Source organism: Isoptericola sp. Y541, from assembly GCF_059445465.1.
The window spans coordinates 188097-208264 of record NZ_JCAIUJ010000005.1 but is presented as its reverse complement, the minus strand read 5'-3'; the positions used below and the strand labels follow the sequence as shown (position 1 = coordinate 208264).

Genomic DNA, 20168 nt, shown 5'->3' with positions numbered 1-20168 from the left:
GCGCTCTACCCTCTCGATCCCGGTCGCGCCCCGGACACCCCGCCGACCGCACGCAGCTCGTGCACCTGGGCGACCGCCCACGGGCTCAGCGCCCAGGGCGCGAGCGTCACGAGCGCCTCGAGATCCTTCCCCGCCACCCACCGCAGCTCCATGACCTCGTCGGGACTCGGCACGGGAGCCGCCTCCACGGAGGCGAACAGGACCGGGCAGATCTCGTTCTCGACGACGCCGCCGGCGTCCACCGCGCGATAGCGGAATGACGGGAGCACCGGGTCCCCGACGGCTACCGCGCCCAGCCCGAGCTCGTGGCGGGCGTGCCGCCGGACGGCGTCCGGCAGGGACTCGCCCCGGCGGGGGTGGCCGCAGAAGGAGTTGGTCCAGACGCCGGGCCAGGTCCGCTTCGTCAGCGCCCGCCGGGTGAGGAGCACCTGGCCGTCGGGGCGGAACAGGTAGCAGGAGAAGCCGAGATGCAGGGGCGTGTCACGGGTGTGCACGGTCGCGCGCGGCGCGGTACCCACCGGCCGGCCCGCGTCGTCGAGAAGGACGACGTGGTCGTCGGCCTCAGCCGTCATCGCCGGCCCGAGCCCTCTCGCGCGGCGCGGACTGCACGCGCAGCACCAGCGCGACGCCGAGAACGATGACCGCGGCCGCCGTCGCTGCCGCGACGGTCGGCACGGACTCCGGCTCCCCCTGCGACCTGGCGACGGCCACCCAGGCCAGGCCCCACGCGATGGCCGCCGCCACCGCGATCCGGCCCCGACCCCTCACCGCCAGGGCGACCCCGATCCCGGCCACGGCCGCCAGGACCCCGATCGCCCACCAGTCCGCGGCGTCCCCGCCGTCGAACCCCGAGCCGGCGAGGGCCGCCGCGACGTTCGCCACGGTGGCCACGCAGACCCAGCCCAGGTAGAGACCGAGGGTCCCGTCGACGAGCACGCGTTCCAGCAGCCCTCCCGCCCGGGTCTGCACCAGGATCACGAAGGTGCGGGCGAGGAGGCCGAGGAGCACCACGATGACCAGCACGCTCCACCACAACCACCCGGCCTGGACCACGAGGATCCACGCCGCGTTCAGGAGCATCGTCGCGGCGACCGGGAGCCTCAGGCGGCGCTGCCTGGCGTCCGCCGCGTGCGCGGGCAGCCACTGGAACACCGTGTAGCCGGCGAGACCGAGGTAGATGACCGTCCAGATGGAGAACGCCGGCGAGGCCGGCGCCAGGAGGGTGGCGTCGGCGGCGAGGGCGCCGCCAGCGGCCTCCGCGATCGGCGTACCGCCGAACACGCCGACGCCGATCATCGACCCCGCGACGCAGATCAGGAAGCTCATCGTGACCGCGACCTGCCGCGGTCGGTCGGCGACCGGTGGGTCCACCATGGGAGCTTCTCCTCGGGTCGTCTCGTCCGGCGTCGGACCTGCCACCCTCCACGATGCCACCGCCGCACCGATATTGCTAGCCTGGCTAGTAACCGGCTCCCATGCCAGTCAGGTCAGGTGGTCACCATGACGTTCGTCGACGGGCCCGCGCCCGATGCTCCCGGCTCCGCGACCGACGGGGCGGCTCCCGGCGGCCGCGGCCCCGTCGTCCTCGTCACCGGGACCACCGGCTACATCGGCGGGCGACTGGTGCCCGAGCTGCTCGCCGCCGGCTACACGGTGCGCGTCATGGCTCGGCACCCCGAGCGGCTCACCGGGCGCGACTGGTTCGACGCCGTCGAGGTGGTCGCCGTCGACGCCACCTCCCGCACGGACCTGCGTCGGGCGCTGGCGGAGGTGGACATCGCGTACTACCTGATCCACGCCCTCGGAGAGGGACCGGGGTTCGCGGAGCGCGACCGCCGCACGGCCCGCGGGTTCGCGCTCGCCGCCGAGGAGGCGGGCCTGCGCCGCGTGGTCTACCTCGGCGGGCTGCGACCCGACGGGGAACGGCTCTCCCCCCATCTGGAGTCCCGCCGTGAGGTGGAGGAGATCCTGCTCGACGGGGCCGTCCCGACGATCACGCTCCGAGCCGCGGTGATCCTCGGCTCCGGGAGCGCCTCGTTCGAGATGATGCGTTACCTCACGGAGCGGCTGCCGGTGATGGTCGCCCCGCGGTGGGTCGACAACCGCATCCAGCCCATCGCCGTGCGCGACGTGCTGCGGTACCTCGTCGGGGCGGCGAGCCTCCCGGGAACGGTCCGCCGGGGGTTCGACATCGGCGGACCTGACGTCCTGACCTATCGCGCGATGATGCAGCGCTACGCCGCGGTCGCCGGGCTCCGCCCGCGGGTGATCCGCGCCGTCCCGGTGCTGACCCCGCGCCTGGCCAGCCTCTGGGTCGGCCTGGTCACGCCCGTGCCCCCGGCGATCGCCCGCCCGCTCGTGGAATCCCTGGTGCACGAGGTGGTGGCGCGCGAGCAGGACGTCAAGGCCTACCTCCCGGATCCTCCCGAGGGGCTCGTCGGCTTCGACGACGCGGTCGCGCTGGCCCTTGCGAGGATCCGCGACCTCGACGTGCGGACGAGCTGGGCCTCGGCGTCGACCCCCGGCGCGCCCTCCGACCCGTTGCCCGAGGACCCCGACTGGACCGGCGGCAGCCTCCTGGTCGACGACCGGTCCCGCGAGGTGGACGCGACCGGCGAGGCCCTCTGGTCGGTGATCGAGGGCATCGGCGGCGCCCGCGGCTGGTACTCCTGGCGCCTGGGATGGGTGGCCCGCGGCGTCATGGACCGCCTCTTCGGCGGGCCCGGGCTGCGGCGCGGCCGCCTGCACCCGCAGCGGCTCGCGCCCGGCGACCCGCTCGACTGGTGGCGCGTGGAGAAGGTGGTCCCGGGGCGGCTGCTGCGGCTGCGCGCCGAGATGCGCCTCCCGGGGCTGGCGTGGCTCGAGCTGTCCGTCGAGGGCGGCGGCGAGCGCCCGACGTTCCGCCAGCGCGCGATCTTCGCCCCGCGCGGCCTCCCCGGACAGCTGTACTGGTGGGCGATCAGCCCGTTCCACGGCATCGTGTTCGGCGAGATGCAGCGCAACATCGCCCGCGCGGCCGAGCAGCTCGGCGCCGCCGAAGGCAGGTGACCCGGCGGCGGCTCTTGCCTCAGTGCCTCGCTCGGCGGGCGCCGAGCGGCCCGCCGAAGACGAGCGAGATGCCGAGCACGAACCCGACGTCGTACCAGTTGCCGTTGTTGTGCACCTCGTACACCGACACCGAGTCGGTGAACAGCGAGACCACGAACGTGATCGGCAGGATCATCCCCTGCCACAGCCCCCACCAGAACCCGTACGGCCCCTGCCCGCCGACGGTCGTGGTGTCCAGCTCGGGGTTCGGCCCCGCGGCGCAGGCGGCGAGCACGAGCAGGGCGCCGGCCGCGACGACCACCGTCGTCGCGCGGCGGGGCCACCGCCGGCCTGCGGGCTGCACCGATTCCACCCCGCCACGATCGCACCGGTTCGTCGGTCGAGCCCGTCAAGCCCCGGGTTTCGACAGGCTCAACCAGCGGGGCCGGGCAGCGGGCCGGCCCCCGATCGCGACAGGGATCCAGCCCGAGGAACGGCAGCGCGAGCGGGTGTCGGCGGGTCGGGGCAGGCTGGACGGCATGCCCCGCGGAGCGGTGTTCCCCGTCGTCAACTGTCGAGACCTCGCGACGGCAGGCGAGTTCTACGTGCGCACGTTCGGGGCCGTGCGGGCCTACCAGTTCCCGCCCGACGGCGAACCCGCCTACGTGGCGCTGCGGATCGGCGCCGGCCAGGTGGCGCTCGGCGTGGGCACGGGCCCGGCGCTGTACGGCGAGATCCCGCTTCCGGCCACCGGCCACGCGGTGGACGTGTGCCTGTACGTGCCCGACCTGGACGCCGCCGTCGCGGCGGCGCCCGGCGCCGGCGGCGCGGTGGTCGTGCCCCCGGCGGAGATGCCGTGGGGCGAGCGGGTGGCGTACCTCGGCGACCCCGACGGAACTATGCTGCTGGTGATCCAGGACGATCCGGCGCAGGGCGACCCCGCCCGAGAAGAACCGGCCGGAGAAGGAGAGGGACCGTGAGCGAGACGCCGATCGAGGAGAAGACCGCGCCGCGCGTCGCGGCGCTGGACGCGCTGGTCTTCGACGCCCCGGACCCGCAGCGCTCGGCCGACTTCTGGCAGGCGCTGACGGGCGCCGAGGTCGAGCAGCAGGGGTACGGGGAGGACTGGATCACGCTGAACGCCCCGGACGGGTGGTCGCTCGCGTTCCAGCCCGCGCCCGGCCTGGTGCGCTCCGAATGGCCCGGACAGGAGCATCCGCAGCAGCTCCACCTGGACCTGCGCGTGCCAGACGTCGCGGCGGCCGCGGCGCGCGCCGTCGAGCTGGGCGCCACCGTGCTGCGCGAGAACCCGGAGTGGACCACCCTGGCCGACCCCGCCGGGCACCCCTTCGACCTGTGCCACGCCCCCGACAACGACGGGCTCACCGTCATGGGCGTGACGTTCGACGTGCCCGACGCGTCCGCGGCGGCGGCGTTCTGGTCGCGGATCCTCGGCGACCCGGTGGTGTACGACGCCGAGGGGATGGCGATGCTCGGCGGGGAACAGGCCCTGCTGTTCCAGCAGGTGGAGGGCTACAACGCCCCGCGCTGGCCCGATCCCGCGTACCCGCAGCAGCTGCACCTCGACCTGCAGATCGACCCGCAGAGCCTGGACGACGCCGAGGCGGCGGCGCTCGCCGTCGGGGCCGTGCGGCTGCCGGGCGAGGAGGCGACGTTCCGGGTGTTCGCCGACCCGGCCGGGCACCCGTTCTGCCTCTGCACGGGGTAGCGCGGCCCGATGGTTGAGCCGGCGCCGTCCTGAGCCTGTCGCAGGGGGAAACCCGGTTGCTCAGCCGGGCAGCAGCAGCGCTGGCCGGTCGGGGTGGTCCACGCGCACGACGACGTCGGCCCGCCGCTCGGGCTGCGCCTCCCGCCGGTAGCGTCCGTACGCCGCGAGGGTCCAGGCGTCGTCGAGCGGCGTGTTCCGCGTCTCGGTGGCCGGCCGGAGCGCGAGGTGCACGGCGAGGTCCACGTCGAGCCCCCGGCCCAGCGCGAGCGACCCGTCCAGCACGACGACGGTGCCGGGCGCGGCGTCGACGTAGCCCGCGCGCGTGGCGCGGTCGGTGGCCGGGTCGCGCAGCGTGGGCAGCCAGCGCCCGCGCCGCACGATGCCGGTGAGCACCTCACGGTTCAGCCCGCCGACGTCGATCCACTCGGTCAGCAGGGCGTCCGGGTCCCGTCGGCCGCGCTCCAGGCGCAGCGACGCGGGCCGCAGGAAGTCCCGCACCGCCACGCGCGCCACCGGTCGGCCCGCCGCGCGCAGCGGCTCGACGAGCGCGTCGGCGAGCTTCTCCGGGCGAGTGGACGGGTGCCCGTCGACGAGCACCCGCACCGGGCCCGGCCCGTCCAAGGAGAGGACCCGCGCCACGACGTGGTCCACCACGCCGTCCGGGGTCACGGGTTCCACGCGCACCCCGTCATGCTGCCACCCGCCGAGTGTTGTGAGCGCGGTTGGCCCTGTTTCGGGCGCGAGACGGGGCCGAACGCACGCCCACAGCACGGGCTGCGACCGTAGGCCCAGCGAGCTCAGCGGGCGTGGTCCACGCAGCGGGTCGTGGCGGGCCGCACCTCGAGTCGCGCGGCGGGGATGGGCCGGCCGCACACCTCGCACACGCCGTAGGTCCCGGCGGCCACGCGGTCCAGCGCCGCCAGCAGCGCGCGCCGCTCGGCCTCCGCCTCCCCCGCGAGCGCCGCCGCCTGCTGCCGCTCCCAGGCGAGGGTCGCGCCCTCCGGGTCGTGCTCGTCGTCGACGTTGGAGTCCCGCGCCGACTCGACCAGCCCCTCGACCGTGCGGCGCTGTGCGGCCAGCCGCGACTCCACCTCGGCCAGCCGCACCCGCAGCCGTGCCTCGGCGCTCTTCATCCAGGCAGTCTCCCACCGCAACCCGCTGGTTGAGGCTGTCGAAACCCCGCTGATGGTTTCGACAAGCTCAACCGACGAACGGGCTCGACCGGCGTGTGTCAGAGCGCCCGGTGGGTCCAGCGGCCGGCGACGAGTGTGCCGGCGACGGGCGTCCCGCGCAGGACGGCGGGGTCGCTCGCGTCGAGATCGAGCGGGTCGACGTCGAGCACGGCCAGGTCGGCCGGAGCGCCGACGGCGAGGTCCAGCGGCTGCCCGTCGACGGACGCCTCGAGGGCGGCGCGGACGTCGATCCGCTGCTCGGGGTGCCAGGGCCGCCGCCCGTCGCGGGCGCGGGTGACGGCGGCCGCGATCGCCACCCAGGGGTCGAGGGGCGCGACGGGCGCGTCGGAGCCGAGCGTGAGCGGCACGCCCGCGGCCCTCAGCTCGGCCAGCGGGAACGCGCGGTCGGCGCGCCCGGGCCACAGCTCCTCGGCGATGTCGCGGTCGTCCATCGCGTGCTCGGGCTGCACGCTCGCCGTCACACCGAGGGCGGCGAACCGCGCCACGTCCTCGCGCCGCAGCAGCTGGGCGTGCTCCACGGAGCCCCGCGCGCCGGAGGCCTCGAACGCGTCCAGGGCGAGGGCGTTCGCCCGGTCGCCGATGGCGTGGATCGCGCAGCGCAGCCCGGCGTCGTGCGCGCGGGCCATGAGCGGGGCGAGGCGGTCCGTGGCGATGTTGAGGATGCCGTGCGCGTCCGGGCCGGCCGCCCCGGCGTACGCGTCGAAGCAGTACGCGGTGAGCGTGTTGAGCGATCCGTCGCTGATCACCTTGAGCGGGCCCTGGGTGACGAGCCCGCTGGCCGGGGCGAGCGGGTCGCCGTGGCGCAGCCCGGCGTCGAGCACGGCGTCCAGGTGCTGCTCCCACACCCCGGCGCGCACCCGCAGCCCGTCCCAGCCGCCCGCGACCCGGCGGCGCCAGGTCGTGAGGTTGTCCGCCACCTCCAGGTCGACGACGCCGACCACGCCGCGCGCCGCCGCCGCCCGGGCCGCGTCCGCCACCAGGGCGTCGGACACGACGTCGTCCACCGTGACGATGCGGGGGCTCGCCGGCATCCACTCCTCCTCGCGCAGCAGCCCGGTGGGGTGATGCGCGACGCCGAGGAACCGCAGCCCCGCCGTCGAGGCCCACGCGCTGTGCAGGTCGCCGGAGAGCAGCACCACCGGGATCTCGCCGGCGACGGCGTCCAACACCGCGGCGGTGGGGCCGTCCGGCCAGGTGGCCCAGCGGAACCCGTAGCCCACCAGCGGCTGCCCGCCCTGCGGCGGAGCAGCGCGTCCGAGCCGGTCGCGCACCAGCGCGGCGGCGTGCGCGGCGCTCGTCGCCATGGACACGTCCAGCCGCTGACGCACCATCGCCCACTGCGTGAGGTGGGTGTGCGCGTCCCACAGCCCCGGCACGACGGTGCGGCCGTCCAGGTCGACCCGTTCCGCCGGTCGGGCCGCCCACGCTGGTTGAGCCTGTCGAAACCTGGTCTCGACCAGCGGATCCTGAGCCTGTCGAAGGGCGACCGGCGAGATCGCGGCGATCTTGCCGTCGTCGAGCAGCACGTCGACCGGCGCGTCGGGGCGGCCGGCGAGCCGGGCGTTCGTCAGGAGCAGCGCAGGCACGGGGCCACCGTAGACGGCGCGTGCCCGCGCGTCAGGAGCCGTCCCGGGCGAAGGTGCGCAGCGCCTCGACGACGAGGGCGTGGTCGTCGGCCTGCGCCAGGCCGGACACGGTGACGACGCCGACGATCCCCACGCCGTCCACCCGCACGGGGAACGCTCCGCCGTGCGCGGCGTACTCCTGCAGCGGCAGCTGGTGCTGCGCGCCGAAGTCCGTGCCCCTCGCCCGCGCGCGCAGGCCGACGAGGAACGACGACGCGCCGAACCGGTCCACGACGCGCACCTTGCGCGCCACCCACGAGTCGTTGTCCGGCGTCGTGCCCTCGCGCGCGGCATGGAACATCTGCTGCGGTCCCTTGCGGACGTCGACGGTGACGGCGAGGTCGCGCTCCGTCGCGAGCTCGACCAGCAGGCAGCCGAGCCGCCACGCGTCGTCGTGGGTGAACCGGGTCAGCACCAGCTCCCGCTCCTGCTGCTCGACCTCCGCGACCAGGGCTGCGACGTCTTCGGTGTTCCCCATGGCGCCAGCGTCCCACGGCGCCAGCCGCCCGGAGTGACGAACGTCATGGACGGCATATCTTGCGGTTCCGGGGGATCATTGACCAGGCGGCCCGAACGGGCTGTCCGTGTGTGTCCTCCGTGGCGCGCCGCCCTCACCAGCTCGACAAGGACGGTGCAGCTGTGGCCGATTCGCCCATGCCCCGAAACGCCCCCGCGACGACGGACGAGTCGTCGCAGATGTCGTCGGAGAAGCTCTGGAGCCGCGAGCTCGTGCTCGCGTGGATCGTGAACTTCTTCCTCGCGTTCGTCTTCTACTTCCTCATGACCACCATGGCCGTGTACGCGGTCACGCAGTTCGCCGTCGGGGAGACGGCGAGCGGCCTCGCCTCCAGCATGTTCGTCATCGGGTCCACCGTGGCGCGCCTGTTCGCGGGCAACCTCGTCGACCTCATGGGCCGGCGCAAGATCCTGCTGATCGCGCTCGTCGTCGGTGCGGTCGCCTCGGTGGCCTACCTGCCGGTGTCGTCCTTCGGCGCGCTGCTCGTGGTGCGCGCGGTGCACGGCGCGTCGTTCGCCATCGCCTCGACCGCGGCGATGGCGCTGGCGCAGTCCGTCATCCCGGCGTCGCGCCGCGGCGAGGGCACGGGCTACTTCACGCTGAGCATGACGCTCGCCACCGCGGTGGGCCCGCTGCTCGGGCTGCTCCTGGTGGACCACCTCGGCTACGGGGCCCTGTTCGTCGGGTCGGTCGTGGCCTCGGTCCTCGCGCTGGTGCTCGCCCTGTTCCTGCGCACGCGCGACGCCGCCCCCACGCCGGAGGTGCGCGCACGCCTCGTGAGGTTCCGGCCCGCCGACATGCTGCACCCCGCCGTGCTGCCCGTCGCGAGCTTCATGCTCGTCCTCGCGATCTGCTACTCCGGCGTCCTCACCTACCTGCAGCCCTACGCCGCCGAGGCAGGGCTGGCAGGCGGCGCGAGCGTCTTCTTCCTCGTGTACGCCGCGTCGATGCTGGTCACCCGGTTCTTCATGGGCCGCCTGCAGGACCGGCGCGGGGACAACGTCGTGGTCCTCGTCGCCGTGCTGGCCTTCGCCGTCGGGTTGGCCCTGCTCGGCCTCGCGACGACCGACGCGCTCGTCCTCGTCGCCGGCGTCGCGATGGGGCTGGGCTACGGCACCCTGCTCGGCGCGCTGCAGGCCGTCGCGGTGTCGAAGGTGCCGATGCCGCGGGTGGGCGTCGCCATCTCGACGCACTACTTCATGGTCGACCTCGGCATCGGCCTCGGACCCGTGCTCCTCGGCGTCCTGCTGGGCGTGACCGGGTACGGCGGCATGTACCTGGTGCTCGCCGTCGTCGCGCTGGCGTCCCTCGCCCTCTACGCGCTGGTGCACGGCCGGCACGAGCGCGCCCGGCGTGCCCGCGGGTTCCGCGCGACGACGGTCGATAGCGTCAGCGCGTGACCCGACTGGTGCTCGTCCACGGCCGCGACCTCGACGGGTTCGACCCTGACACCCTCGAGGCGGAGTGGCTCGGGGCGCTCGGCGCCGGGCTGGCTGCCGCGGGGTCGTCGTACCGGCCGGGCGACGCCGACGCGTCGTTCGTCTACTACGGCGACACCCTCGAGCACCTGGTCGGCGGCGGTACCGGCGCCGGGCCGCCGGTAGCGGTCCGCGCGGCTGTCGCCCCTGATGCCCCCGGTGCCCTCGCCGCCCTCGCCGTCGACGAGCTGCTCTTCGCGCTCGCCGTCGCGCGCGAGGTGGCGGCGGGCGCCGGACGACGGGACGACGGGGCGCGTGTCACCCCGGTCGAGGCCGAGGGCCCGTCGTCGGAGAACCTTGTGCTCGACGCGCTCGTCGAGGCGTTGGTCGCCGCCCTCGCCGTGGTGGACCGGCACGTGCCCGGCCTCAGCGGCGCCGCCGTCCTGACCCTCGCCCGGGACGTGCACGCGTACCTCCATGACGACGCCGTGCGCCGGGTGCTCGACGACGGGCTCGCGGCCGCGCTGGCTGATGCCGGGCCCGCCGTCGTCGTCGCGCACTCGCTCGGGAGCGTCGTCGCTTACTCGGTGCTCGCCGCCCGGGCAGATGGCCCCGACGTGCCGCTGCTGCTCACCCTCGGCTCGCCGCTGGGGATCCGTGCGGTGCGGGAGGCTGTCGAGGCACGCACCCCGATCGCCCTGCCCGCGGGGGTGCGGCGCTGGGTGAACGTGCGCGACCCTGGCGACCTGCTCGCCCTGACCGACCTCGATCTCACCGGCCTCGATCTCACCGGCCTCGATCTCACCGGCCTTGAGGTAGGGGAGGTCGAGAACCTGCGCGTGGACAACCTCGCGCCGTGGAACCACGCGGCCGCCGCGCGGCTCGAGGACGGCTCCTGGGCGGGCTACCTGGCCGTGCCGGCCGTCGCCGCGCTCGTCGGCGAGCACGCGCCGTAATACTCGCCGGTCGAGTGTTACGGCGTGGTGTTGCGCCGGCCGGGGAGCAGCCGCTCGAGCGCGGCGACCAGGTCGATGGAGCTGCCGTCCTTGCCGCCGGCGCCCAGCACGAGCGGGGGGCGGCGGGGCTCCAGGCGGACGCCGCGGAGCCGGTCGACGAGCGTCAGCGGCGCGGTCAGCACGTAGAACTCGCCGTCCGTGGTGACGCCGGCCGTGCGGTCCTGGCGCAGGTACCAGCCGTGCAGGGACGTGCGGGCCACCCCGCGGCCGCCGTAGCCCTTGACCTCCAGCCGCTCGGGCTCCAGGCCGGCCTCCCGCGCGGCGCGCACGAACCGGCCCAGCAGGGCCTCCGCCTGCGCGTGCTCGGCGTCCTGCCGCGCCTGCAGGAGCTCCCCCTGCACGCGCGCGGCCTCCGTGCGCTGCGCCGCCCAGTCGTCGCTCACCGGGGCAGTCTTCCACCCCGCGAGTTGTCAGGACCACAGGGACGTTCTCATGGTCCTGGCCCTGACAACTCGGGGTGGGACGGGTCAGAGCTCGCGCTCGGCGTAGGCGACGAGTGCGTCGCGCACGAAGGTGGCGCCCTCGGTCCCGCCGTAGTTCTTCGCGAACCGCGGGTCCGCGACGTACATCTCGGCGAGCCCCAGGAGGTACTCCTTCGCCGGGCGCGCCTGCTCCGACCCGGGCGTGCCGGGGACGGAGCCGAGCCACTCGGCGTGCCGGACGGCGAGGGCCTGCGCCTCGTCGGACGTCGGGTCGACGCCGCGCGACGCCGCCTCGCCCCACGCGTCGGTGAGCTCCTGCGTGCGTGCCTGGAAGGCCTTCCGGCCCTCCTCGCCGAGGCCCCGCCACCACGCGTCGCTCGTGGCATACGCGTCGGCGCCCCAGCGCTCGGTCACCTCCTCCTGGTACTGCGCGTGGTCGAAACCGTCGAGCATGTCCTCGGCCATGAGCTGTTCTCCCTTCTCGATCGCGGTCACGGTCCGCTCCACGGATGCGATCTGCCGCGACAGTCGGTCCTGCTCGGCGCGCAGCTGGTCGAGGTGGCGGCGCAGAGCGCCTGCTTCCTCGGCCTGCTCGTCGAGCATCCTGCCGATGTCGGTCAGCGGCAGGCCCAGGTCGCGCAGCAGCAGGATGCGCTGCAGCCGCCGGATCGCCGCGTCGTCGTAGCGGCGCAGCCCGGCCGTCCCGGTGCCCGACGGCGGCAGCAGGCCGATCTGGTCGTAGTGACGCAGGGTGCGGCTGCTGACGCCGGCGAGCCGGGAGACGTCCTGGATAGAACGGGTCATGACCCGACCGTAGAGGTTGACGTTGCGTCAACCGCAACCCCTGGTTCGCGGGGCCACCCGAGATCACCCCCGCGGCCCGTTGACCCGCCGCGGCGCCGGTGGGTCACTGGAGGCATGGCCCGCTCGGTCGAGACCGACTACCTGGTCGTCGGCGCCGGGGCGGCCGGGATGGCCTTCGTCGACGCGCTCGTCGACCACGACCCGACGGCCCACGCGACGCTGGTCGACCGACGCACGGCGCCCGGCGGGCACTGGCTCGACGCCTACCCGTTCGTGCGGCTGCACCAGGCGTCCCAGCTCTACGGCGTCGCCTCGACCCGGCTCGGCGGCGGCGAGGTGCAGACCTTCGGACCCGAGCGGGGCCTGCACGAGCGGGCGGACGGCGCCGAGGTGTGCGAGTACTACGCGCGGGTGCTCGCCGAGCGGCTGCTGCCGACCGGCCGGGTGGAGCTCCTCGGCGGGCACGAGTTCCACGGCGGGCGCGTCGTCGATCTCGCCACCGGCCGGGACGTCGACACGCGCGTGCGGCGACGGGTCGTCGACGCCCGGTACCTCGCGCCGTCGGTCCCCGCGCTGACGCCGCCGCCCTTCGCGGTGGAGGACGAGGCCGTCGTCATCCCGGCCGGCGCGCTGCCCGAGGTCGCCGACGCCGACCGGTACGTGGTCGTCGGGTCCGGCAAGACCGCGACCGACGCGATCGTGTGGCTGCTCACCCGCGGCGTCGACCCCGATGCGATCTGCTGGGTGCGGCCCCGCGACCCCTGGATGTTCGACCGCGCCACCATCCAGCCCGACCCGGCGGTCTTCCTCGCGATGGTGACGACGCTCATGGTCGCGGCCGGGGAGGCGGCCACCGTGGACGACCTGTTCCTCCGGCTCGAGGACGCCGGGATCATGGTCCGTGTCGACCGGACGGTCACCCCGACGATGGCGCGCACGCCCACGCTCGGGCGGTGGGAGCTCAACCTGCTGCGGTCCGTGACCGACGTGGTCCGGCTCGGCCACCTGCAGAGCGTCGCACCCGGGCGCCTGACGCTGCGCGACGGCGAGGTCACCGTGCCGCGGGGTGCCGTCGTCGTGCACTGCGCCGCCTACGGCCTGCACCAGCGGCCCGCGCTGCCGATCTGGGGCGAGCGGATGACGGTGCAGTCGGTGCGGGCCGGGTTCCCGTGCTTCGGGGCGGCCCTCGTCGGGTACGTCGAGGGCACCCGGCACGACCGGCCCGACGAGGAGAAGAACCGGCTGTGCCCGCCGACGCCGTACTGGAGCACGCCGGCGGACTGGGCGGCGCTGCAGGCCCGCGGCGCCCGGGCCACGGCCACATTCATGGCCGAGCCGGACGTCGCCGCCTGGGCCCACTCCGTGCTGCTCAACCCCGTGCGGGTGCCACCCGAGGACGCCGCGCGGCCCGAGGTGCGCGACGCCGTCGGCCGGCTCTCCCGGCACGCCGCGGCAGGGATCGCCGGGCTGGAGCGCGTGGGCAGCACGGCGCTGTGAGCTGCCCCTGTCGACCCAGTCGGCTTCAGCCGGCCAGGACCTCCCGCAGGCGCGCCGCGAACGCCGCGGGGTCGTTGTCGGGCGACCACTCGTTGGCCACGAACCCACCGTGGTCACCGGGGAAGACGACCGGTTCGACGCCGAGCGCGGCGGCCAGCGCCTCGCCGCCGCGGCGCGGCATCGTGCCATCCCCCGCCTCGCCGACGGCGGGGACCAGGCGCACCGCGGTGCGCCGCAGCGCGTCGAGGTCCGGCTCGAACCACGGCAGCGAGGCCATGTTGCCGTTCAGCAGCAGGTCGCCGCGGGAGCCGTCGTCCTCGGTGGGCAGGCCGAACGCCGCCGGGTCGGGGGCCGGCTGGGCGAGGTAGTCGTCGGTCAGCGGCTCGGACTGCATCGAGACCTGGATGAACTTCGCCATCGCCGGGCCGAATCCGTCGCGCCGGTACGTCTCCACGATGTCCTGGGTGACCTTGCGCTGGACCTCGCGGTCCTCCAGCAGCGCCCACAACGGCGGCTCGTGCGCCACGACGGTGCCCAGCTCGTCCGGGTGAGTAGTAATCCACGGGAGCACGTTGACGGCACCGCCGCTGGAGGCGAACACGTCGACCGGGCCGTCGCCGATCTGCGCCCTCGCGGCCTGCACCACGCGGCGGAAGTCGTCGGCGTGGAGCTCCACCGAGACGTCGCCGTCCGGGGCGAGCGTGCTGCGCTCCGTGCCCCGCGGGTCGTAGGTGATGACGGTGCGGTCGTCGACATGCTCCACGAGCTGCTCGAACCCCGACGCCGCCATCGGCGAACCGAGCACGAACAGCGGCGGCAGGTCGCCCGGGGTCGCCGGCCGACGCACGTCGTAGGTGAGGACGGCGCCGGGCGCGTCCACGGTGAAGGTCTGCGGCGTGCTCATTCGAGGTGCCTCCGTCGTCGTCGATGGTGCTGCCATCTTGCGTCATCCCTCTGACACGGCGGCGGCGCGGAACTCATCGGTCGGCGCGGGCCCGACGCTGGCACGCCGCTGCAGGCTATGAGCCTGCCCCCTGACGGGCGTCGTCCACAGATCGGCATCGCCGGGGCCGTCCGGGGCGACGACCGACGAAGGTCGGACCACGCCGCCCTCTCCGGGCCCTGACCGCCACCAGAAGGAGACCGACATGGCCGCCGCACCCGCGCCACCGGCACCGCGCGGAGCCCGTCCCGCTCCACCCGCCGCCCGCTTCACCCCGCCCGACCTGGTCGACCTGCACACCGCGTGGACCCGCGAGCGGGAGCTCGCCGGCCGACCCGACGCCCGGCACGACGGCGGCCCCGGCTGGTCATGCCCCGACCGGCACGGCCGGCTGCTCGACGACGGCCTCGACGTGCTGCTGGAGCCCGTGCTCGGCGCCAACGCGCAGCCGGGCTACTACCCGTTCAGCCTGCTCGACGAGCGCACCGCCGCCGGCCTGCTGGACCGGCTCCCGGAGGAGGAGCTCGCGACCCAGCGGCAGAACCTGGGCCCCACTCTCGGGTCCGTGCTGCGGGCCGTGGTGCGCCACCCGGACCGCGTGCTCGCGCAGGGGTACGTCATCGGGCCGCTGCGCTGCGACGAGCGCATCAGCGTGACCGGAGTGCTGCTGCGCACCGACCGCACTCTGCGGCTCGACCCCCGCCACGGCCCCGGATGCGGGTGCCACGAGGTGGTCACCGTGCTCGTCGACGAGCTCGGGATCGACGACCTGCATGCCCCGCCGGACGAGGTCACGCCGTGGCGGGGGGTCGGCCGCACCGACGACCCGGAGGACGGCGAGACCTGGTACCGCGTGTGGTGGGACTGATCCGGGCCTGTGGACAACTCCGGTCGCCATGCCCCCGCCCTCGCTACCGTCGTGCCCGCGCCCCGGCGCAGCCACCGACTGCCACGACCCAGGACAGGACGGGATGACCCAGCTCGACCTCGACACCACGGCCCTCGCGGCCGCCGGAGCAGACGTGGGTGGCGCCGCCTCGGCGCTGTCCGGCTCCCCCGGCCTCGCCCTCGGCGCCCTGTCCACGGCGCCGCCGGCCCAGGCCACGGGCGACGCCGGCCTCTCCGCGGATCTGGACGACCTGGCCTCCGCGTGGCGGGCCGCCCAGGAGTCGCTCGTCGGCGCGCTCGGCTCGGTCGGGTCCGGGCTCACGCGAGCGGCCGAGGTGTTCGACGGCGCGGAGCAGGTCACCGCGGACGCGCTCGCGGCGTTGCTCGGCCCTTCTGTGCCCACAGCGCCCACGGTGACCGGGGCCGGGGCCGGGGCCGGGGGTGGCGAGTGATGCTCGACGTCGAGTTCGAGCCGCTGACCGGCAGCCCGGCCGCGCTCGCGGACGCCGCCGCAGGGTCGTCACGCACGGCCGCGCGGCTGACGGACGCGCGCGGGCAACTGCTGCGGGTGCACGCCGCGCTGGAGGGTCAGCGAGGCGGCGCGGTCGCCCAGGCACGCACCCGCGTGACGGAGCTGGCCGACGACACGCAGGCCGGCGCCGGCGTGCTCGACGCCGCGGCAGCGACCCTCCGCCGGCACGCCGAAGCGCTCGGCGACGCCCAGGCAGCGGCCGAGCGGGCGATCGCCGCCCGCGCGGAGGCGCTCGCCCGCGAGCGCACCTGGCAGGCGGAGGTCGACGAGGCGCGTCGTTCCACGTGGAACGCGGCAACGCCGGGCGCGGCTGCATCGCTCGGCACCGCAAGGGCACTCGGCACGATCACGCTCGGCACGTCATCCCTCGGCTCGGCGGCGCTCGACCCCGGTGCGGCGCCCGCCCGGCTCCTGACCGCCGAGCGGGAGCTCGCCGCAGCGCGGGTGGACGTCGCCACGGCGGAGGCGCGTTGGCGTGCCGCCCGCGACGCCAAGGCGGACGCCTCCCGGCGGGCGACGGCCGCCGTGCGCGCACTCGCCGACGGCCGCGCGGTCCGCGTCGCCGTGGCCGCCGGCATGTCCGGCGCGCAGCTCCAGGCCTCGGCGGCCGAGGGCCGGCACGCCACCGCGCTCCTGCGCGTCGCCGCAGGCGGTGCCGGCGGGGCCGAGGCGGGACGCCGCACTGCCCTGACGGAACTCTTCGCCGCACGCTCCGACGACCCCGCGTTCTGGGCCGCCTTCTGGGACAGCGCGACACCGGAGCAGCTCTATCGGGCCATCGCACCAGCCGTGGACGGCCCCTTCGACATGCTCGACCCGGGGCTCGCCGACACGCTCGAGCACGGGGTCGAGCTGTGGGCCCGCTCGGCGTCACCGGAGGAGCTGCAGCAGTTCGGGCACAGCGTGGTCGACGGGGTCGAGGGCGTGCCGTTCGGGCAGGCCGGGCGCTCCGACGTCGCCGCGGCCCTCCTCCCGGCTGACCTGCCGGCGGCCGCGCACGCCGGAGCCGGCGACGCGCTCGACGCCTGGTGGGGCGACTTCCGCCTCGACGACCGGTCGCTCACTGTGATGGCACCGGTGGTCGTCGCCGTCGCCGGCGGCTATGCCGCGCACCGGCGACTCGCCTTCGACCGGCTCGCCCCCGCGGACGAGGCCCGGCTCGCCCGGTCGGCCGGGCAATGGCTCGGCACGACGCCGCGCGGCGGGTGGCCGGACGGCGGCCGCACCATCGCGCAGGCGTTCGGCACCGCGGTCGAGGTCGGCTCGACGTCCGCGGACCGGAGCGACCAGGCCCGCGCGGCGCTCCTCGTCTCGCACGCCACGCGAGTGCTGCCGGACGGCCTGCTCGCGACGCCGGCACTGGCCGGTGACGCGGCGAAGGACATTGCCCTCGCCTACGAGCCTTATCTCCCGAGCATGGGTGACGCGACCCGGGACCAGAGCCCGTCGATCCGGTGCGACGACGTAGAGCCCGCGCCGCCTCCCGGCATCGTCCGCGACGCCCGGGTGGCGGACCAGGTCGGCGACCGGGCCACCTTCGTCGTCCAACCCGAGCTCGATGCGTTCGCCCTGCGGGACGTGATCGGCGCAACCTCCCGCACCCCGGAGGCTGCCGGAGTCTGGCTCGGTGCCACCGACCGGTATGCCGCCTCGATGCTCGAGGTCACCACCTCCGGAGCCTTCGACGTGGACACCGGGCCACGGAACTCCCTGGTGCTCGAGTCGCTCAGCGACATCGGGGCCGTTGCCGGGGGGATGCAGGCGGAGACGATCGCCGCAGCCAAGGATCGCGTCGAGACCCGCGAGGCCGTCGTCTCTCTCACCGGTGTCGGTCTCGGCCTCACAGCCATCGAGCGAGGGGCCGCCGCATCGGCCGCGTCGACGATCGGCGGGACCGCCCTGTCGTTCCTGTCCACGGATGCCCCGCTTGATGATGCCCGCGAGGACGTACGGGCCACGGAGGCCGACCTGCGCGACCGGTACGCCCCCGAGATGTTCGACGCCGTGATCGCCCACGACCGAGCCCTCGGCCTGCCTCCCGACCAGGTCGAGGAACGCGGTCAGACGATCGACCCCGCAGAGAACAACTCCGAACCAGAGTCGGCGTTCGACGACACCTTCGACGACCTCTCCGAGCCTCCCGAGGAGGAATGCCGATGAGCCCGACGACGCGGCGCGTCTTCGCCGACCCCAGCGTCACACCCCTCCTGATCTTCTGCCTCGTCGCGACGGGGCTGTTCCTCTGGTTCCACGTGGGCAAGGACATGTGGCGGGACTGGCAGATCCACCGTGCGGCCCACTGGGCCCCCGAGCCGTGGGCGCTGACCGCCGACGACTTCCCCGGCCACGACGCCTTCGAGCTACCCATCGAGCGGGAGTGGATGACGCCGGTGCGCCAACGCGGGTGGAGCGTCGCGGCGATCACGCAGGAAGGCCTGGGCCCGCTTTTCTACGGCGACCGCTCCTACCGCGAGTTCGGGACCACGAGCGACGATGCATGGGAGAGCGAGGACGACAGTTTGTTCCCCACCGACGCGACCTCCGGCCTGGTCGTGGACGGGGTGCAGGTGTTCACGTACGTCACCGCGTCCCCGTACGGTTCCTACGCGACGGGTCCCGGAAGCCACAGAGCCTGGGGCCTGCAGCGCGACGCGCTCGCGGCGGAGGTCCTCCTGCAGGACGGGTTCCGGTCGAACGTCTGGAACGCGGAGGGAACGGTGCTCTCGGTCGGGTACGTCGGCCCGCAGCTGACGGGTGAAGAGATCACCGAGCTGGAGGTGGGACGCTTCGGCGCCGGTGATCCCGGGTATTTCGGTGTCACGACCCACCAGCGCGGCGAGGACGGCGAGGAGTTCCGCACCACGACGATCGCCACGGTCGTCGAGGGCTCGCTCGCGGTGGTGGGCGTCGTCGTGCCCGACGGCGTGGAGCCGGCCGCGGACCTGGAGCCGGCGCTGCTGCTGGAGCGACTGTCCGCGGAGGTGCGCGCGGACCCGCCGTCGCACACGTCCCTGATGAGGAAGGCGAAGGCATTCGGGCCGACTCGCGCACCACGAGCGAGGTGGGCAGCGTGGTCGCGGCAGAGCTTGCTGGTTGAGCCTGTCGAGACCAGGTTTCGACAGGCTCAACCAACGAGTTTCGTCAGGCTCAACCAACGAGCTCGACTGGCTCAACCAGCGAGGGTCAGCAGGTGGCGAGCAGCGCCGGCACCATCGCGGTCATGAGGTCCGACTCCAGCGTGGTGAGGTCCCGGCCGGTCAGCGCCACGGTGGCCTGACGCTCCCCGTCCGGGGAGGTCAGCGTCATGCTGAGCGTGCCGTACGAGGCGCCGTCGTGCCCGTAGAGCCACTCGCCCTCGTGGCACGGGTCGGGCAGGCGGTACACGCCCAGGCCGTAGTCCAGCTGGGTGTCACCGCCGGCCGTGCGCGGCGTGAGGACGTCCGCGACGGTCTCCGGCTCGAGCAGGTCGCCGGTGACGAGCGCCTCGGTGAACCGCTGCAGGTCGGCGGTGGTGCTGGTCACCGCGCCCGCGGCGCCGAAGCCCGTGGGGTCGAAGTGCGTCAGGGAGTACCAGCCCGAGCCGAGGTCGCCGGTGTACGCGGACTCCTGGAGGTATGGCCCGCGCAGCCCCGGCTCGTCGGGGTAGTCCGAGCGCCCCATCCCGGTGGGCCCGAAGATCCGCGTCTCGAGCAGCCGCTCGACGCTGGACCCCGTGGCTTCCTCGAGCGCCAGGCCGAGCAGCACGTAGCCGGCGTTGGAGTACGAGAAGTCGGTGCCGGGCGCGAACAGCCACGGCTGGTCGTCCATCGCCGCGAGGTGGTCGGCGACCGGGTACTCCTCGCCGAGCACCTCGAAGAACTCGTCGAAGTCCTCCGGGTCGTCCATCCGGTTCGCGACCAGGGGCCCGAGGTGGTCCGGCAGGCCCGAGCGGTGGGCGAGCAGGAGCTCGAGGGTGACGGCGTCCTCGTACTCGTCGGGGATCACGGCCGCCGCCTCCGGCACGGCGTCCACCACCGGGGTGTCGAGCGTCCAGGTGCCCTTCTGGATCTCCTGCAGGACGAGCGTCGACACCATCATCTTCGTGTTGCTCGCCACCCGGAACCCGTCGTGCGGGCGGGCCGGGGCGCGATCGCCCCGCTCGCGCTTCCCGTCGGCACCGCGCCAGTGCAGCCCCGGCGCGTCGACGCGGGCGACGACGCCCACGGGGATGCCGGCGACCGTGTCCTCGAGGGCCTGGTCCAGGCCCTTCTTCACGTCGCGCACCCCCTGCGGGGTCGCGTCGCTCGGGGCGGTGAACGTGCGGGCGCTCGCCTGCTGCTGCGCCTCCTCGGCAGCCTCCGCGACGGCACGGGCCAGCGACTGCGAGTCCTCGTCCAGGGCGGAGGAGCCCGCGGCGGGCGATGGGGGTCCCGGTTTCTGCGCGCTCGCGGGGACGGCCCCGAGGGCGAGCGGCAGCGCGAGGGCGGCAGCGATGACGGTCAGGGGTGCGCGCATGCGACGACGCATGGTGTCTCCTTCTGGTCGGTGTGCCGCCACCCTCGCAGGTCACCCGGCGAG

21 protein-coding genes are annotated in these 20168 nt (G+C 74.7%); 10 read left to right on the top strand and 11 right to left on the bottom strand.

From position 1 onward, the window contains the following. Positions 1 to 5: 5 nt before the first annotated feature. Entirely contained in the window at positions 6 to 572 is a 567-nt protein-coding gene (gene idi, locus AC1C2V_RS12975) for an isopentenyl-diphosphate Delta-isomerase (protein ID WP_495390035.1), read from the bottom strand. Further along, the gene (locus AC1C2V_RS12970) at positions 562 to 1374 is read right to left on the bottom strand and encodes a TspO-related membrane protein (protein ID WP_495390034.1); all 813 of its coding nucleotides are present in this window, start codon (positions 1372 to 1374) and stop codon (positions 562 to 564) included. Before AC1C2V_RS12970 ends, idi begins: the two co-directional genes overlap by 11 nt. Before the next feature lie 126 nt (positions 1375 to 1500). Between AC1C2V_RS12970 and AC1C2V_RS12965 the strand changes: the two genes are divergently transcribed. After that, a complete protein-coding gene (locus AC1C2V_RS12965) occupies positions 1501 to 3048 on the top strand; it encodes an SDR family oxidoreductase (protein WP_495390033.1) in 1548 nt (515 codons plus the stop codon). 19 nt (positions 3049 to 3067) lie between these two features. Here AC1C2V_RS12965 and AC1C2V_RS12960 read toward each other — a convergent pair whose 3' ends face one another. After that, entirely contained in the window at positions 3068 to 3400 is a 333-nt protein-coding gene (locus AC1C2V_RS12960; RefSeq protein ID WP_495390032.1) for a hypothetical protein, read from the bottom strand. A gap of 166 nt (positions 3401 to 3566) precedes the next feature. Here AC1C2V_RS12960 and AC1C2V_RS12955 point away from each other — a divergent pair, with 166 nt between their 5' ends. After that, positions 3567 to 4007 (top strand): VOC family protein, encoded by a 441-nt coding sequence (locus tag AC1C2V_RS12955; protein WP_495390031.1) that lies wholly within the window; start codon positions 3567 to 3569, stop codon positions 4005 to 4007. Beyond that, positions 4004 to 4756 (top strand): VOC family protein, encoded by a 753-nt coding sequence (locus tag AC1C2V_RS12950; RefSeq protein WP_495390030.1) that lies wholly within the window; start codon positions 4004 to 4006, stop codon positions 4754 to 4756. Before AC1C2V_RS12955 ends, AC1C2V_RS12950 begins: the two co-directional genes overlap by 4 nt. A gap of 60 nt (positions 4757 to 4816) precedes the next feature. Here AC1C2V_RS12950 and AC1C2V_RS12945 read toward each other — a convergent pair whose 3' ends face one another. From AC1C2V_RS12945 to AC1C2V_RS12930, 4 genes are all read right to left on the bottom strand, one after another. Beyond that, a complete protein-coding gene (locus AC1C2V_RS12945; RefSeq protein ID WP_495390029.1) occupies positions 4817 to 5440 on the bottom strand; it encodes a nucleoside/nucleotide kinase family protein in 624 nt (207 codons plus the stop codon). A gap of 113 nt (positions 5441 to 5553) precedes the next feature. Next, positions 5554 to 5889, bottom strand: a complete 336-nt coding sequence (locus tag AC1C2V_RS12940; RefSeq protein ID WP_495390028.1) for a TraR/DksA family transcriptional regulator — start codon at positions 5887 to 5889, stop codon at positions 5554 to 5556. Between the two features lie 98 nt (positions 5890 to 5987). Then, positions 5988 to 7535 carry an amidohydrolase gene (locus AC1C2V_RS12935; RefSeq protein ID WP_495390027.1) on the bottom strand — a complete coding sequence of 516 codons (1548 nt, stop codon included), beginning with the start codon at positions 7533 to 7535 and terminating at the stop codon, positions 5988 to 5990. Between the two features lie 31 nt (positions 7536 to 7566). Beyond that, a complete protein-coding gene (locus AC1C2V_RS12930; protein WP_495390026.1) occupies positions 7567 to 8052 on the bottom strand; it encodes a heme-degrading domain-containing protein in 486 nt (161 codons plus the stop codon). A gap of 176 nt (positions 8053 to 8228) precedes the next feature. Between AC1C2V_RS12930 and AC1C2V_RS12925 the strand changes: the two genes are divergently transcribed. Both AC1C2V_RS12925 and AC1C2V_RS12920 read left to right on the top strand, forming a co-directional pair. Then, positions 8229 to 9491 (top strand): MFS transporter, encoded by a 1263-nt coding sequence (locus AC1C2V_RS12925; RefSeq protein WP_495390025.1) that lies wholly within the window; start codon positions 8229 to 8231, stop codon positions 9489 to 9491. Beyond that, a complete protein-coding gene (locus tag AC1C2V_RS12920; RefSeq protein ID WP_495390024.1) occupies positions 9488 to 10465 on the top strand; it encodes a hypothetical protein in 978 nt (325 codons plus the stop codon). The genes AC1C2V_RS12925 and AC1C2V_RS12920 overlap by 4 nt, the downstream gene beginning before the upstream one ends. 17 nt (positions 10466 to 10482) lie before the next feature. Here AC1C2V_RS12920 and AC1C2V_RS12915 read toward each other — a convergent pair whose 3' ends face one another. Further along, positions 10483 to 10908 (bottom strand): hypothetical protein, encoded by a 426-nt coding sequence (locus AC1C2V_RS12915; protein ID WP_495390023.1) that lies wholly within the window; start codon positions 10906 to 10908, stop codon positions 10483 to 10485. A gap of 84 nt (positions 10909 to 10992) precedes the next feature. Beyond that, the gene (locus AC1C2V_RS12910) at positions 10993 to 11751 is read right to left on the bottom strand and encodes a MerR family transcriptional regulator (RefSeq protein ID WP_495390022.1); all 759 of its coding nucleotides are present in this window, start codon (positions 11749 to 11751) and stop codon (positions 10993 to 10995) included. A gap of 114 nt (positions 11752 to 11865) precedes the next feature. On the opposite strand from AC1C2V_RS12910, the gene AC1C2V_RS12905 reads away from it, so the two are divergent. Continuing rightward, positions 11866 to 13248: a pyridine nucleotide-disulfide oxidoreductase gene (locus AC1C2V_RS12905; protein ID WP_495390021.1), complete on the top strand. Its 1383-nt coding sequence runs from the start codon at positions 11866 to 11868 to the stop codon at positions 13246 to 13248. Between the two features lie 25 nt (positions 13249 to 13273). Here AC1C2V_RS12905 and AC1C2V_RS12900 read toward each other — a convergent pair whose 3' ends face one another. Next, positions 13274 to 14152 (bottom strand): alpha/beta fold hydrolase, encoded by an 879-nt coding sequence (locus tag AC1C2V_RS12900; protein ID WP_495390020.1) that lies wholly within the window; start codon positions 14150 to 14152, stop codon positions 13274 to 13276. Positions 14153 to 14396: 244 nt separating this feature from the next. On the opposite strand from AC1C2V_RS12900, the gene AC1C2V_RS12895 reads away from it, so the two are divergent. The 4 genes from AC1C2V_RS12895 to AC1C2V_RS12880 all read left to right on the top strand — a co-directional run bounded on the left by AC1C2V_RS12895 (position 14397) and on the right by AC1C2V_RS12880 (position 18835). After that, positions 14397 to 15059, top strand: coding sequence for a hypothetical protein (locus AC1C2V_RS12895; RefSeq protein WP_495390019.1), 663 nt, complete (start codon positions 14397 to 14399; stop codon positions 15057 to 15059). 103 nt (positions 15060 to 15162) lie between these two features. Beyond that, positions 15163 to 15531 carry a hypothetical protein gene (locus AC1C2V_RS12890; RefSeq protein WP_495390018.1) on the top strand — a complete coding sequence of 123 codons (369 nt, stop codon included), beginning with the start codon at positions 15163 to 15165 and terminating at the stop codon, positions 15529 to 15531. Further along, complete coding sequence (locus tag AC1C2V_RS12885) at positions 15531 to 17771, top strand: hypothetical protein (RefSeq protein ID WP_495390017.1); 2241 nt, start codon at positions 15531 to 15533, stop codon at positions 17769 to 17771. The genes AC1C2V_RS12890 and AC1C2V_RS12885 overlap by 1 nt, the downstream gene beginning before the upstream one ends. Continuing rightward, on the top strand, positions 17768 to 18835 hold the full coding sequence (locus AC1C2V_RS12880; RefSeq protein WP_495390016.1) for a hypothetical protein: 1068 nt from the start codon (positions 17768 to 17770) through the stop codon (positions 18833 to 18835). The genes AC1C2V_RS12885 and AC1C2V_RS12880 overlap by 4 nt, the downstream gene beginning before the upstream one ends. On the opposite strand, the gene AC1C2V_RS12875 is transcribed toward AC1C2V_RS12880, so the two are convergent. Further along, complete coding sequence (locus AC1C2V_RS12875) at positions 18795 to 20105, bottom strand: serine hydrolase domain-containing protein (protein WP_495390015.1); 1311 nt, start codon at positions 20103 to 20105, stop codon at positions 18795 to 18797. The genes AC1C2V_RS12880 and AC1C2V_RS12875 overlap by 41 nt on opposite strands. Positions 20106 to 20168: the final 63 nt, after the last annotated feature.